Genomic DNA, 14,007 nt, shown 5'->3' on the forward strand with positions numbered 1-14,007 from the left:
GGGGTCAGTCGAGTTCCAGCACCACGACGCGCTGTCCGGCGCGCACCGCCGAACCGGGCTGCACGCGAATCTCGCGCACGACGCCGGCCATGGGGGCGAGCAGGGGGATTTCCATCTTCATCGACTCTAGAATCACCAGCACATCGCCAGCCTCGACCCGGCTGCCGGTGTCCACCTGGACCTGCCAGAGGTTGCCGGCGATATGGCTGTCGACGCTCATTTGATCGCTGCCCAGCGGTGTGTCTTCGGTCGTTTCTAGAGCCGCTTCTTCGCTGTCGAAATGCGCCTGCCCGCTGGCAATCCAGCGTTCGCGTTCGGCGTTGAAAGCACCTTGTTGCTGATCCCGAAAAGCGCTGATGGTCTCGGCCTCTTTCGCCAGAAACGCCTGGTAATCCGCGAGATTCAGTTGGCTGTGCTCGATCTCCAGCTCGAAGCGCCCGAGGGGGAAGTCCCGGCGAATGCGCAGCAGTTCGTCAGCGCTCACCGGGTAGAAACGGATCTGGTCGAAGAAGCGCAGCAGCCACGGTTTGCCATCGAACGCCGCGACCTCGCGGTAGCGATTCCACATCTGCAACGTACGACCGACGAACTGATAACCACCGGGGCCCTCCATGCCGTAGACGCACATGTAGGCGCCACCGATGCCCACTGAGTTTTCCGCGGTCCAGGTGCGTGCCGGGTTGTATTTGGTGGTGACCAGACGATGACGAGGATCGAGCGGGGTGGCGACCGGTGCACCGAGGTAGACGTCACCCAGGCCCATCACCAGATAGCTGGCATCAAACACCGTGCGCTGTACTTCATCCAGGTTCGGTAGGTCGTTGATGCGACGGATGAATTCAAGGTTGCTCGGGCACCAAGGCGCGTCCTTGCGCACGGTGGTCATGTATTTCTCAATGGCCAACTGGCACGCCGGGTCGTCCCAGGACAGCGGCAGATGGACAATGCGCGACGGTACTTGCAGGTCCTTGGCGGCGCACACGGCGTCCCATTCACCGGCGACGATGCCGAGCAGGTCCGCCAGCGGCAGTTGCTCGGGTTGGTAGTGCACTTGCAGCGAGCGGATGCCGGGGGTCAGGTCGATCACGCCATGCAGGTGTTTGCTTTCCAGGGCCTGCATGAGGGCGTGGGCGCGGAAGCGCAGGACAAGATCCAGCTCTGGTGCGCCAATCTCCAGGAGCAGGTGCGTGTCGCCGGAAAGCCTCGCAACCAACCTCGTATCATTCTGACCAATATCCAACACCACAGGCGACACAATCCCTTGTGGGAGCGAGCCTGCTCGCGAAGAGGGCGTGTCAGTCAATATTTGTGTGTCAGACACACCGCTTTCGCGAGCAGGCTCGCTCCCACAGGGGGTGTTCCATTTCAGTGCGAGATTTCGGGCGGTCTTGAGGTCGACAGGTTGGAACTGCACCTTGTCCCCGGCCTTGAGCTGCCCCAACTGCCACAGATCCGCCTCGATCACCGTCACCGGGCATACGAATCCGCCCAGGCTCGGACCATCCGGGCCGAGGATCACCGGCATGTCGCCAGTGAAATCCACCGCACCAATCGCGTAGGGATTGTCGTGAATGTTCGACGGATGCAGCCCGGCCTCGCCGCCGTCGGCGCGGACCCATTCCGGTTTCGGCCCGATCAGGCGAACGCCGGTGCGGCTGGAATTGAAATGCACCTCCCATTGCGTGGCGAAGAAGGTGTCGATGTAGTGTTCCGTGAAGTATTCGGGGGCGCCGTGGGGGCCGTAGATCACGCGGATTTTCCGCACGGCGGGCAGTTCCGTGACCTGGGTTTCAGGCAGTTGCGCGCCCGTGCTGTGATCGCCCAAGGCCGGCACATGCAGCACGTCGCCGGCCCGCAATGCGCGACCGCCGTGGCCACCGAACTGGCCGAGGGTAAAAGTACTTTTGCTGCCCAGATAATCCGGCACTTGCAGGCCGCCGCGCAGGCACAGGTAACTGCGTGCGCCGGCACCGGTGATGGTGCCGAGGCTCAACGTAGCGCCTGCCGGCACCCGCAATGAAGTGTTCATTGGCAGGGTTTCGCCATTCAGCGTCAAGGGAATCACCGCCCCGGTCACGGCCACAACCGCATCGCAATTGAAGCGAAGCAACGGGCCACTCATGGTGATTTCCAGTGCCGCTGCGCCTTCGTCGTTACCGAGCAAAAGATTGCCCAGTCGCAAGGCGCGACTGTCCATCGGTCCGGACGGCGGTACGCCCACGGCCCAATAGCCGAGGCGGCCGGGGTAGTCCTGAACGCTGGTCTGAGTGCCTGCACTGAGCACTTCAAAGGTGTTGGCGCGATAGACCAGGTCTTCGAGGCAACGGGTCCACGGCTGGCCGCTGGCGAACGGCGCATCCAGCAGAATCTGCCGCAGGTAGTCGCGGTTGGTTTCCACGCCATAGAGCAGGCTGTCGCCCAGTGCCGAATGCAAGTCGGCGCGGGCTTCTTCGCGGGTCGGCGCCCAAGCGATGACCTTGGCGATCATCGGGTCGAAATACGGCGGGATCTCGCAACCGGCCTCGACCCAGGTGTCGATGCGCAGTCGTTGGCCATCGGCGACGGGGAAGCTCACGGCAGTGAGCAAACCGGGGCTCGGCTGGAAATCCCGACCCGGATCCTCGGCGTAGAGTCGTGCCTGAATCGCATGACCTTCGGCTTTCAAACCCTGGCTCAACTCGCCAAGCGGCGGCAGATCACCGGCCGCCAGCTCTACCATCCAGCGCACCAGGTCCACGCCCCAGACCTGTTCGGTGACGCCATGCTCAACCTGCAGGCGGGTGTTCACTTCAAGAAAGTAGAATCGCCGGGCGTCGCTGTCGAACACAAACTCCACGGTGCCGGCGCTGCGATAATTCACCGCTTTGGCTAGTTTGATCGCCGCTGCGCACAGCTCATCGGCCATGCCTTCAGGCAGGTTCGGCGCCGGGGTTTCTTCAAGAACTTTCTGGTTGCGCCGTTGCACCGAGCAATCGCGCACGCCGAGGGCGATCACGTCACCCTGGCCGTCGCCGAACACCTGCACTTCCAGGTGCCGGGCGCGCTGTATGTACTTTTCGATGAACACGCCGGCATCGCTGAAGTTGTTCTGGCCCAGGCGTTTGACCGCTTCGAAGGATTCGCTCAGCTCCGCCGCGCTACGGCACACGCGCATGCCGATACCGCCCCCACCAGCAGTGCTTTTGAGCATCACCGGATAACCGACCTGTTCGCCGGCCATCAGGGCCGCCTCGAGGCTGTCCAGCAGTTCGGTGCCTTCGAGCATCGGCACACCGTGTTGCTTGGCCAGCGCGCGGGCGGTGTGCTTGAGGCCGAATACGCGCAACTGCTCTGGCGTTGGGCCGATGAACGCAATACCGGCGGCTTCACAGGCTTCGGCGAATGCTGCGTTTTCCGAAAGGAAACCGTAGCCGGGATGGATTGCCGTGGCGCCGCTGGATTGGGCGATGGTGAGGATTTTTTCCACCGCCAGATACGTTCCGGCAGCTGCGCCTTCACCGAGGCTATGGGCTTCATCGGCTTGCAAGATGTGCAGGCTGGCGGCATCGGCTTCGGAATAAACGGCGACGCCCTGGACATGCAGGTCGCGCAGGGTACGCAGGATGCGGCAGGCAATGGCGCCTCGGTTGGCGATCAGGACTTTTTCGAACATGACATTACCCCTGGTGGGGATGCGGGCCGTCCCGCAGTTTTTCGATGAGCGCCGGGGTCGTCCCCGACGGCAGAATCAGCTCATTACAAACACCACGAAACCTGTGGGAGCGGGCTTGCCCGCGATGAGGCCTTCACATTCAACATTGATGTCGACTGACACTCCGCAATCGCGGGCAAGCCCGCTCCCACAGGGGTTAGTGGTGATTTCGAGGTTTGAAGCACTGCCCCGAACGGGCCTGGCACAGGGCAAACAACAATCGACGCAATCGACTCAGTTCCATACCAAAAGCTCCGCAGGTGTCGGGTTGTAGGCGTTGCACGGGTTGTTCAGTTGCGGGCAGTTGGAGATCAGGACAATCACATCCATCTCGGCGCGCAGGTCGACGTATTTGCCCGGTGCGGAAATCCCGTCTTCGAAGGTCAGCCCGCCGTCGGCGGTGACCGGTACGTTCATGAAGAAGTTGATGTTCGGCCCGATGTCACCCTTGCCCAGGCGCCCATCGTGGACGCAGGCGCGCAGGTAGTTATCGCGGCAGCTATGCATGTAGCGTTTTTCCAGGGCGTAGCGCACGGTGTTGCTCTCTTGCGCACAGGCGCCACCCAGGGTGTCGTGACGGCCGCAGGTGTCGGCGACGATGGTCAGCATTGGTTTGCCGAGGTTGGAATACAGCACGCTGCCGGTACTCAGGTAGACGCTGTTCTGGCGGCGCAATGTGCGCTGCACGTCGTAGCGTTCCTTCGGGTTGGCCACGCTGTAGAACAATGTGTCCACCGCCTGATTACCTTCCAGGTCGAGGATGCGCAGGGTCTGGCCGGCCTTGACCTCCATCAGCCAGGGTTCGCCGGCGGGGATGGTGGCGCGGTAGATCGCGGCTTCGGGTTGCTTGGCAACGTTAGCGAGTGCAAGTGACATGACAGCGATCCTCAAGCGAACAGACGGTCGGTGTTGATGAAGCCGCGCTCGTTTTCCGGGCGCGAGGTGCGGCAGTGTTCGGCGACGCTGGGGTCGGCGTTCATCCAGCTCAGCTTCAAGGGTTTCGGTGCGTATTCCGGCGAGGGATCCATCGGGTGTTGCAGGGCGGTGAGCACCACCAGGGTGTCCATCGGTGCGTACAACTCGATGTAGTCGCCGGCCTTGGAGTTGCCCTCGACGAAGTGGAAACGTCCGCCTTCATCGACATTCACACGGCTAAACAGATTGAGCGTCATCAACAGGTCCGACAGGCCCAATCCCCATTTGCCGAGCTCGACCAGCAGGTTGTCGGTACCGTTGCGGAAGAAGCCGTTGCGCAGTTCCTGATAGCGCCCGGTGCCGTATTTTGCCGCCACTTCTTCGGCGCAAAGCACGCCGCCGAGGCTGTCGCTCCAGCCGCAGGTGTCGGCAGTGATCGCCGCCAGCACGCGGCCCATGTCCGAATACAGGCAATGGCCGGTGGTGAGCTTGGCGGTGTGTTGGCATTTGAGGCTGTCGGGCAGGTTCAGGCGCTCGGTTTTCTCGTTGGCGTTGAGCAGCGTCAGGCTGACGTTGGCGCCGCCGCGAATATCGGTCAGGCGCAGCAATTGGCCGCGTTTGAGCACGAACGAACGATGGCCGCCGCCGGGGAGCATTTCTTCGGCGAAGGGCGGGAACAGTTGGGTCGAATCAGTCATTTCATAGTTCCTCTAAGCGATACGAAGCGTGCCTGCCGTTGGTGCCGGCAGGGCGTCGACGGCGGTACGGCTGGCGCGGCGGTCGCTGTTCAACGGGATGTCGTAGGTGATGCGCGCGCCATAGGCACCGGGGGCGTGCGGGTCGAGGCGAACCTTGTCGAACACCAGCAAGCGGGTGCCGAGACTGAAGCCTTCGGACAGGTCGTGGGTGACCATGAACACCGTCAGCTGCGTCTCGCGCCACAGCTCCAGCAGCAAGGCGTGCATGTCTTTGCGGATTCCCGGATCGAGGGCGCCGAAAGGTTCGTCGAGCAGCAACACGCGGGGTTTCATGATCAACGCCTGGGCGATGGCCAGCCGTTGTTGCATGCCGCCGGAAAGCTGCGCCGGGTACTTGTCCAGTGCGTGGCCGAGGCCGACCTTGTGCAGCAGTACCGAGGCCTGTTCGCGGGCCTCTTTTTTGGCGCTGCCGAACAGCCGGCCCAACAGCGGCGAACGTGGCAATTCGAGGCCGAGGGCGACGTTATCCAGCACGCTCAGGTGCGGGAACACCGAGTAACGCTGGAACACCACGCCACGACTGGCATCCGGCTCGCTGGCCAGCGGTTGACCGTCGAGCAGGATCTCGCCGCGACTGGCTTTTTCCTGTCCGAGCAACAACCGCAGGAAGGTCGATTTACCGCAACCGGAGGCGCCCACAAGCGTGCAGAACTCGCCCTCGTTGACGCTCAGGTTCAGGCCTTCGAGCACCACCTGATCGGCGTATTGCTGCCAGACGTTCTTGACGGTGATGAAGCTCATTTGGCGGCCCCCTCATACCAGGGGAACGCTCGACGGGTCAGGTATTTGAGGCCCCAATCCATCAGCCAGGCGAGCAGGGTGATCCACACCACATAGGGCAGGATCACGTCCATCGCCAGGTAACGGCGCACCAGGAAAATCCGGTAGCCAAGGCCGTCAATGGAGGCGATGGCTTCGGCGGCGATCAGGAACAGCCAAGCCGAACCGAGCATCAGCCGTAGCGAGATCAACAGGCGCGGCAGCAATTGCGGCAGCACCACTCGCAGCATCAGGGTCCAGGTCGAGGCGCCGAGGGTCTGGGCCTTGATCAGCAGCTCCACGGGAATCTCCCGGGCACGCTGTTCCAGATCTCGGGCCAGGGCCGGGGTGATGCCGATCACGATCAGCATGACTTTCGATAACTCGCCCAGGCCAAAGACGATGAACAGGATCGGCAGGATCGCCAGTGGCGGTACCATCGACAGTACCGTCAGCAACGGCGACAACGGCGCGCCGAACAGCGGCAGGGTGCCGGTGGCCATACCCAGGCACAGCCCGGCCAATGCGCTGATGCCCAGGCCGATGGCCAGGCGGCGCAGGCTGGAAACGGTGTCCTGCCACAGCACGTATTCACCGGTGCGGGTATCGGCGACGAAGGCCAGGCGTTTCACCGCGTCGGTCATCTGCACGGCGCTGGGCAACAGCTTGTCGTTGGGGTTATCCATCAGTCGCTCGGCCGACCCCATGAAGTAGGCGAGCAACACCAGGGCGAACGGCAGGATCACCAGCAACAGGCGACTCGGGCGATCCGGGTGGCGATTGATCAGGCGCATGGCCAGGTCCTCTTCTTACAACTGGGCGTCGGCGGCCATTTGCACGTAGCTGGGGTCGAAGCGCAGCTTGAGGTTGCCTTTGTCGCCGCTGGTCACGCCGTTGGCGAAGGCCATGCCGACCGCGCTGGTGTCCTTGGCGCCCTCACCCAGCAAGCCGTGCTGGAAGGAAAATTCGGCGACCCGGCGCATGGTTTCCGGCAATTGCTTGCTGGTGCTGAACGCCAGGGCTTCCTTGGGCGTGGCGAACAGTTTTGTGGTGTCCAGTTGCGCCTGGAAGCCGGCCAGATCGGTGCCGGAGGCCTTGGCCATGTGTTCCAGAGCCGCTTTGCCGGCGGCGTTTTTCGCGTTCATCAGCTCGACCACTTCAAACCAGGCGCCAGTCAGCGCCTTGCCCAGGGCCGGGTTGTCCTTGAGGGTCTGGGAGTTGACCACCATCATGTCCATGATCTCGCCGGGAATCTGGCTGGAGTTGAAGACTTCGGTCACTGCCGGCTTGGCCTTGATGTCCGACAGCATCGGGTTCCAGGTAGTGACGGCGTTGACCTGCTCGGTGTTGAAGGCGGCCGAGATGTCGGCGTCGGAGGTGTTGACCACCTTCAGGTCTTTCTCGGTGAGGTCCACCGAGTCCAGGGCCCGGGCCAGCAAGTAGTGAGAGACCGACAGCTCCACCAGGTTGACGTCCATGCCCTTGAGGTCGGTGACTTGCTTGCCTTCGCCCTTGAGCACGATGCCGTCGTTGCCGTTGGAGAAATCGCTGACGATCAGCGCCGTGCTGTCGACGCCACCGGCGGCCGGGATGGTCAGCGCATCCATGTTGGTCATGGTGCAGCCATCGAATTGGCCAGCGGTGTACTGGTTGATGGATTCGACGTAGTCGTTGAGCTGCACCACATCGATCTTGATGCCGTACTTCTTCGCCCATTTGTCGACGATGCCCTGGCTGCCGGCATATTCCCAGGGCATCCAGCCGGCGTAGATCGTCCAGCAAACGCTGAAGTGGTCTTTTGGCGCAGCGTGGGAAGAGAGGCTCACGAAGGCTGTGAATGCAGCGGCGAGCAGAGTGGGTAAACGAAGCTGGGGCATGGTGGTTCTCCAGTTGATCGAGGGCGGGCAGGAGTCAACGCGGCACCGTTAACGGTGGCTTGTCTCCCGGGCTTTTGTCCCGCCGTGTAACCTCAACTGGAGGTCGCCAACTCTCGGACCAGTCGCACGCCGTAGCGAGCCGGAACCCTAGTCAGCCATTGCAAATTGTGGTGCCGCGAACCTGTGATGACTCCTGCACGGCTTTGCTAAAGCGAGAGCCGTGCCAAGTCGTCCGAAACGCTCTGGCTTGGGGTTTTGCGCGATTGATGGGATTGGAAGCAGACATTGAGTTGCCTTGTGATGGTGCGTGGGCGCACCGCAATGGATCGTGTTGGCCACTGATCCGAAGGTTGCCTTTACGTCGCACTTGATAGCGGATAACGAGTCAAAAGTGGTGTCAGTCGGCTTGTTCCGACTGCTGGTCTTTCAGGAGGCCGCCATGCTTCGTCGATTGTTGTTCGGTGTTGTGCTCGGACTGGGACTGTCCGGCTGCTATTACTACGCCGGCGGATACGATGTGTACCCCTCACCTTATTATTATCCCGGCTATTCGCCTTATTCCTACTATTACGGCCCGCGTTATTACTACGGTGGCCCGCGCGTTTATGGCGGTTTTCGTTACTACTACTGGGGTGGGCATTCCCATTATCACGGCGGTGGATATCGGGGGTATCACCATTAATCGGCGGTTGAATGGATGAAAAACCTTTCATCGGCGAGATGTTTCAACTTGTTACCAAGACGCACCGGATTCTGAATTCGATGTCAGATGTTTTGACAGTCATTGAATGATCGACTGTCGCCTGCCAGCGTCGCTGGTGTGGCTCACTCGCGGTCCAGGAGGCCGCCATGCTCTGTCGAAAGAGTTTCCGACGATTTCTACTGATGGCTGTATTGGGATTGTCCCTGGGTGGGTGCGAGCCTTATTACGATGGAGGTGGCAGTTATTACAGCTCCGAGGTGTACACCTCGCCAGCGCCCGCTTATTACTCCAGCGGCGGTTATTACACGAACGACAGCTACTACTCGCCGCCACGCCGTTATTACTCACCTCCTGCCAGGTATTACCAACCGACCCCACGGTATTACTACCAGCCGCGGGTTTATCAGCCGTCACCGCGCTATTACCAGCCTTCCCACCGTTACTATCAGTCGCGGCCTGATTACAGGGCGCATCAGAACCATGGTTGGGACGGGCGCAACCGTGGCAACTGGGACAACGATCACTATCGCGGACGCAACAACAATCACGACCGCCGAGGCGACCGCAACGGGCACGGTGATCATAATAATGGCCGGGGCAACCACCGGTAATCCGAACTGAACGCAATCCCCCTGTGGGAGCGAGCCTGCTCGCGAAAACGGTGTATCAGACAGCAGCAATTTTGACTGACACACTCTCTTCGCGAGCAGGCTCGCTCCCACAGTTGTTATTGGTATTCCGACAGATCCGCCAACGGATGCCGACCTTCCCACACCTTGTGAAAATGCGCCTCCACCACCGCATCCGGCACAGTGTTCACATCCGGCCAGTGCCAGTGCGGTTTCTGATCCTTGTCGATCAACCGCGCCCGCACCCCTTCGCTGAACTCCGGATGGCGGCAGCAATTGAGGCTCAGGGTGTATTCCATCTGAAAGACTTGTGCCAGTGACATGTGCCGGGCGCGGATGATCTGCTCCCACACCAGATGAGCGGTCAGCGGTGAGCCTTCACTCAGGGTCCGCGCAGCACGGTTGAACAGCAAGTCAGTGTGATCGCGCAGTGCGCTGATCGCCTTCCAGGCACAGCGCACGTCACTGACGTCCAGCAGTTCATCGATGCGCTGGCGTCGCGGCAGCCACTGAGCCTCGGGCATTTGGTCGATGGCTTCCTGTTGCAGGGCCTTGAGCAGACTGTTGAGCTGCATCGGCGTCTGTTCCTGCCAGTTCAACTGCAACAAGCCTTCGATCAGTTTTTCCTGCTGCTCGTCGAGCAGGAAACGGTCGGCCAGGTCCAGGTCAATGGCGTCGCGACCGTTCATATGGGCGCCGGTCAGACCGAGGAACAGCCCTAGCTTGCCGGGCAGGCGCGACAGGAACCAGCTGGCACCGACATCCGGGTACAGGCCGATGCTGATCTCCGGCATTGCCAGTCGACTGCTTGGCGTGACAATACGAATGCTCGCCCCTTGCAGCAGGCCCATGCCGCCGCCAAGTACATAACCGTGGCCCCAGCAGATCAACGGTTTGGGGTAGGTGTGCAGGCTGAAGTCCAGGCGATATTCCGAGTTGAAGAAGTGTGCTGCCAGAGTGGGGACTTCACCCGGATGGGCGCGACAGGCTTCCACCAGGCTGCGCACTTCGCCGCCGGCGCAAAAGGCCTTGGCGCCGTTGCCGCGCAGCAGGACGCAAACGATTTGCGGTTCCTTGGCCCAGGCGTCCAGTCGGTCGCGCAGGGCGTTGATCATCGGCAATGACAGGGCATTGAGCGACTTTTCGGCATCGAGGGTGGCAATGCCGATGCGGGCGCCATCGGTGCCGGTGAGTTCTTCGAAGTGCAGATTCATCGTGACCTCGATCGGGAATTTGAGGATTAAGTATGATCGCTGTGTGGGAAAGTGCCGGATCCGTGTCAGATCAATTGACAAGCCTGGTCAGCCTTCTTAGGGTTCGCCCCATTGTTTTTACCGGATATGACCATGACTGCTGACGACCGTATCAAACTCGAACCGAGCTGGAAGGAGGCACTGCGTGCCGAATTCGACCAGCCCTACATGGCAGAGTTGCGAAATTTCCTGCAACAGGAGCGGGCGGCCGGCAAGGAAATCTATCCACCGGGACCAATGATTTTCAACGCGCTCAACTCGACGCCGCTGGACAAGGTCAAAGTGGTCATCCTCGGTCAGGACCCCTATCACGGCCCCGGCCAGGCCCATGGCTTGTGCTTCTCGGTGCAACCGGGCGTGCCGGCACCGCCGTCACTGGTCAATATCTACAAAGAGTTGAAACGCGACCTGAACATCGACATTCCCAACCATGGCTACCTGCAGAGCTGGGCCGAGCAGGGCGTGTTGATGCTCAACACCACCATGACCGTGGAACGCGCCAACGCCAATGCGCACAAGGACAAGGGCTGGCAGTTTTTCACCGATCGGGTCATTGAAGTGGTCAGCCAGCGGCAACCGCATCTGGTCTTCATGCTGTGGGGCGCCCATGCCCAGAGCAAACAGAAGCTGATCGATGCCACCAAACATCTGGTGCTGACGTCGGTGCACCCGTCACCGCTGTCGGCCTATCGCGGCTTCCTCGGTTGCGGGCACTTCAGTCGGACCAACAAGTTTCTGGAGCAGAACGGCGAGACGCCGATCGAGTGGCGGTTGCCGCCGGTTTGAAAAGCATCGCCAGCAGGCTGGCTCCCACATTGGTTTTACGGTGTTTACAAAACCTGTGGGAGCCAGCCTGCTGGCGATGAATTCGACTCGGTCTTTACTCTGGATTCCGATTCCAGTACTTGAACAACGGCTCAGCCAGAAACAACACAAACAACAACCGCATCACCTGCATCGCCGTCACCAGCGGCACCGACAGTTGCAGGGTTTCCGCCGTCAGGCTCATCTCCGCAATGCCGCCGGGCATCATGCCCAGGGTCAGCGAACGCAGGTCCAGGTGGGTCAGGGCACTCAGGCCCAGTGCCGCCGCCGTCGCAATCAACATGGTCAACACCGTGCCGATCAAGGTCCGGCCCATGAACGAGGGGGCACGGCGGAAGAACTGACGGTTGAAGTGACAGCCCAGACCACTGCCAATCAGCCATTGGCCAATCTGGCTGCCGCCGTTGGGTAAACCGATGTGCAGGTCCCAACCAATGCTCACCGCCGCACTGACCAGCAGCGGTCCGAACAGCCACGGGTTGGGTTGACGCAGACGTTCCCAGATCCAGGCCGCCAGCGCGCCTGCGGGAAACAGGATCGCCAGCCAACGCCAATCGATGCTGCCGGCGTGGGAGATCGGCGTGCCGTCACCCAACAGGTATTTGAACGCCGCCGGTACACAGAGCACTACCACCAGCACCCGCAAACTCTGCCCGGCCGCGACACGACTGAGCACTGCGCCGTTGCGCGCACCGAGGTTGACCATCTCCCCGGAACCGCCGGGCATGCTGGAGAAGAACGCCGTGGCGCGATCCTCCCCGGTGCGACGCATCAACCAGACCCCAACCACCGCGGACAGGCTGGTGACCAACGCACCGAAGAAGATCAAACCGAAATGACTCAGCACCTGCTCCATCACTACAGGAGTGAAGTGCAGGCCGATGCCGATGCCGACAATCCACTGGCCGCACTTGCGGCCGCCAGGGATTTCCGCCAATTGCCAGGGCGTCAGGCAGCGCACCAGGATGATCGCCAGTAACGAGCCGACCATCCATGGCAGCGGCCAGCCGACCTGGCTGGCAAGGTAACCACCCAGCAGGCCGACCAGTGGTGTACCCCACCAGGCTTTGAACGGTGTTCGATCAGACATCGGCAACGACGCGCCGGGCAACCGAACGTTTACGCCAGATCCGCACAATTGGCACCAGCAGCATGACCACGATCAACCCCCAGACACCGACGGTGATCCCGCTCGACCAGAGAATGTCCAGCGAACCGTTGGAGATCGACAGGGCCCGACGCAGGTTCTGCTCCATCAAACCGCCGAGGATGAAGCCCAGCAGAACCGGAGACAGCGGAAAGTCCAGCTTGCGCAGGATGTAACCGAAGATGCCGATGCCGATCATCAGGAACAGGTCGAAAGTCGTGGCATGCACCGCGTACACACCGATGGCGGTGATGATCGCAATCATCGGCACCAGTGCCCAATTCGGTACGGCGAGGATTTTGGTGAAGATGCGGATCATTGGGATGTTGAGGATCACCAACATGATGTTGGCGATGAACAACGACGCGATCAGGCCCCAGACAATGTCCGGTTGCTGTTGAAACAGCAGCGGGCCCGGCGTGATGTTGTACAGCGACAGGGCGCCGATCATCACCGCCGTGGTGCCCGAGCCGGGAACGCCGAGGGTCAGCATCGGTACCAGCGCACCGCAGGCTTCGGCACCGATGGCGGTTTCCGGGGCCGCCAAGCCACGCTTGTCGCCCTGGCCGAACTTGCCGTTCGGACCGGCGATGCGTTTCTCGGTCATATAGGCCACGGCGCTGGCCAGCGTTGCACCAGCCCCCGGCAGCACGCCCATGATGAAACCGAGCACGCCACAACGCATGTTCACCCAGAACACCGACGCGGCTTCCTTGAAGTTGAACAGCATCCGCCCGGTGGCCTGGAAGGCTTCCTGGCCACGGTGGGTTTTTTCCAGCAGCAACAGAATCTCGCTGATGGAGAACAGGCCCAGCACCAGCACCACGAACTGAATGCCGTCGGTGAGGTGGATGTTGTCCCCGGTGAAACGATACACGCCGCTGTTGGCATCGATACCAACGGTCGACAAGAACAGCCCGATCAGCGCCGCGATGAATGTCTTCATCGGACGGTCACCGGCCATGCCGCCGAGGCAGACAATCGCGAACACCATCAGCACGAAGTATTCCGCCGGGCCGAAGGCTATCGCCCATTTCGCCAGCATCGGCGCGAACACCACCATGCCGCAGGTGGCAATGAAGGCGCCGATGAACGAGCTCCAGGCCGACAGCGACAACGCAACCCCTGCCAGGCCTTGGCGGGCCATCGGGTAGCCGTCGAGGGTGGTCATGACGGTGGAGGCTTCACCAGGAATGTTCAGCAGAATCGAACTGATCCGGCCGCCGTACTCGCAACCCAGATAAACCGCCGCCAGCAGGATCAGCGCCGACTCTGGCGGCAGGCCCAGTGCGAAAGCGATCGGGATCAACAATGCCACGCCGTTGATCGGACCCAACCCCGGTAGCAGGCCGACGATCGTACCGATCAGCGTACCGCTGAGTGCGGTTACCAGGTTGTAAGGGGTCAGTGCGACGCCGAAGCCGTGACTCAAATAACCAAGCGTATCCAT

12 protein-coding genes and 1 riboswitch are annotated in these 14,007 nt (G+C 61.3%); of the genes, 3 read left to right on the plus strand and 9 right to left on the minus strand.

Translation table 11 applies throughout. The features are described 5' to 3' along the window. Positions 1 to 4: 4 nt before the first annotated feature. The 6 genes from uca to ACSFE6_RS05900 all read right to left on the minus strand — a co-directional run bounded on the left by uca (position 5) and on the right by ACSFE6_RS05900 (position 8,000). Positions 5 to 3,652, minus strand: a complete 3,648-nt coding sequence (gene uca, locus ACSFE6_RS05875) for an urea carboxylase (RefSeq protein ID WP_435426718.1) — start codon at positions 3,650 to 3,652, stop codon at positions 5 to 7. A gap of 273 nt (positions 3,653 to 3,925) precedes the next feature. Beyond that, positions 3,926 to 4,567 (minus strand): urea amidolyase associated protein UAAP2, encoded by a 642-nt coding sequence (locus ACSFE6_RS05880; RefSeq protein WP_435426719.1) that lies wholly within the window; start codon positions 4,565 to 4,567, stop codon positions 3,926 to 3,928. Between the two features lie 11 nt (positions 4,568 to 4,578). Beyond that, positions 4,579 to 5,304 carry an urea amidolyase associated protein UAAP1 gene (locus ACSFE6_RS05885; protein ID WP_435426720.1) on the minus strand — a complete coding sequence of 242 codons (726 nt, stop codon included), beginning with the start codon at positions 5,302 to 5,304 and terminating at the stop codon, positions 4,579 to 4,581. A 12-nt stretch (positions 5,305 to 5,316) separates the two neighbouring features. After that, the gene (locus tag ACSFE6_RS05890) at positions 5,317 to 6,105 is read right to left on the minus strand and encodes an ABC transporter ATP-binding protein (RefSeq protein WP_435426721.1); all 789 of its coding nucleotides are present in this window, start codon (positions 6,103 to 6,105) and stop codon (positions 5,317 to 5,319) included. After that, a complete protein-coding gene (locus ACSFE6_RS05895) occupies positions 6,102 to 6,917 on the minus strand; it encodes an ABC transporter permease (RefSeq protein WP_435426722.1) in 816 nt (271 codons plus the stop codon). The genes ACSFE6_RS05890 and ACSFE6_RS05895 overlap by 4 nt, the downstream gene beginning before the upstream one ends. 15 nt (positions 6,918 to 6,932) lie before the next feature. Then, positions 6,933 to 8,000 carry a putative urea ABC transporter substrate-binding protein gene (locus ACSFE6_RS05900; RefSeq protein ID WP_435426723.1) on the minus strand — a complete coding sequence of 356 codons (1,068 nt, stop codon included), beginning with the start codon at positions 7,998 to 8,000 and terminating at the stop codon, positions 6,933 to 6,935. 61 nt (positions 8,001 to 8,061) lie between these two features. Next, a riboswitch (guanidine-I (ykkC/yxkD leader) is annotated at positions 8,062 to 8,162 on the minus strand. A 277-nt stretch (positions 8,163 to 8,439) separates the two neighbouring features. Here ACSFE6_RS05900 and ACSFE6_RS05905 point away from each other — a divergent pair. Continuing rightward, the gene (locus ACSFE6_RS05905; protein WP_435426761.1) at positions 8,440 to 8,682 is read left to right on the plus strand and encodes a hypothetical protein; all 243 of its coding nucleotides are present in this window, start codon (positions 8,440 to 8,442) and stop codon (positions 8,680 to 8,682) included. A gap of 167 nt (positions 8,683 to 8,849) precedes the next feature. After that, positions 8,850 to 9,314: a hypothetical protein gene (locus ACSFE6_RS05910; protein WP_435426724.1), complete on the plus strand. Its 465-nt coding sequence runs from the start codon at positions 8,850 to 8,852 to the stop codon at positions 9,312 to 9,314. 116 nt (positions 9,315 to 9,430) lie between these two features. Here ACSFE6_RS05910 and ACSFE6_RS05915 read toward each other — a convergent pair whose 3' ends face one another. Then, positions 9,431 to 10,546: an enoyl-CoA hydratase/isomerase family protein gene (locus ACSFE6_RS05915; protein ID WP_435426725.1), complete on the minus strand. Its 1,116-nt coding sequence runs from the start codon at positions 10,544 to 10,546 to the stop codon at positions 9,431 to 9,433. Positions 10,547 to 10,678: 132 nt separating this feature from the next. Here ACSFE6_RS05915 and ung point away from each other — a divergent pair, with 132 nt between their 5' ends. Then, complete coding sequence (gene ung, locus ACSFE6_RS05920) at positions 10,679 to 11,371, plus strand: uracil-DNA glycosylase (protein WP_435426726.1); 693 nt, start codon at positions 10,679 to 10,681, stop codon at positions 11,369 to 11,371. A gap of 94 nt (positions 11,372 to 11,465) precedes the next feature. On the opposite strand, the gene ACSFE6_RS05925 is transcribed toward ung, so the two are convergent. Continuing rightward, a complete protein-coding gene (locus tag ACSFE6_RS05925) occupies positions 11,466 to 12,500 on the minus strand; it encodes an AbrB family transcriptional regulator (RefSeq protein ID WP_435426727.1) in 1,035 nt (344 codons plus the stop codon). Continuing rightward, a complete protein-coding gene (locus ACSFE6_RS05930; RefSeq protein ID WP_435426728.1) occupies positions 12,493 to 14,007 on the minus strand; it encodes a tripartite tricarboxylate transporter permease in 1,515 nt (504 codons plus the stop codon). The genes ACSFE6_RS05925 and ACSFE6_RS05930 overlap by 8 nt, the downstream gene beginning before the upstream one ends.

It is taken from the genome of Pseudomonas baetica (assembly GCF_051216495.1).
Lineage (GTDB): Bacteria > Pseudomonadota > Gammaproteobacteria > Pseudomonadales > Pseudomonadaceae > Aquipseudomonas > Aquipseudomonas baetica_B.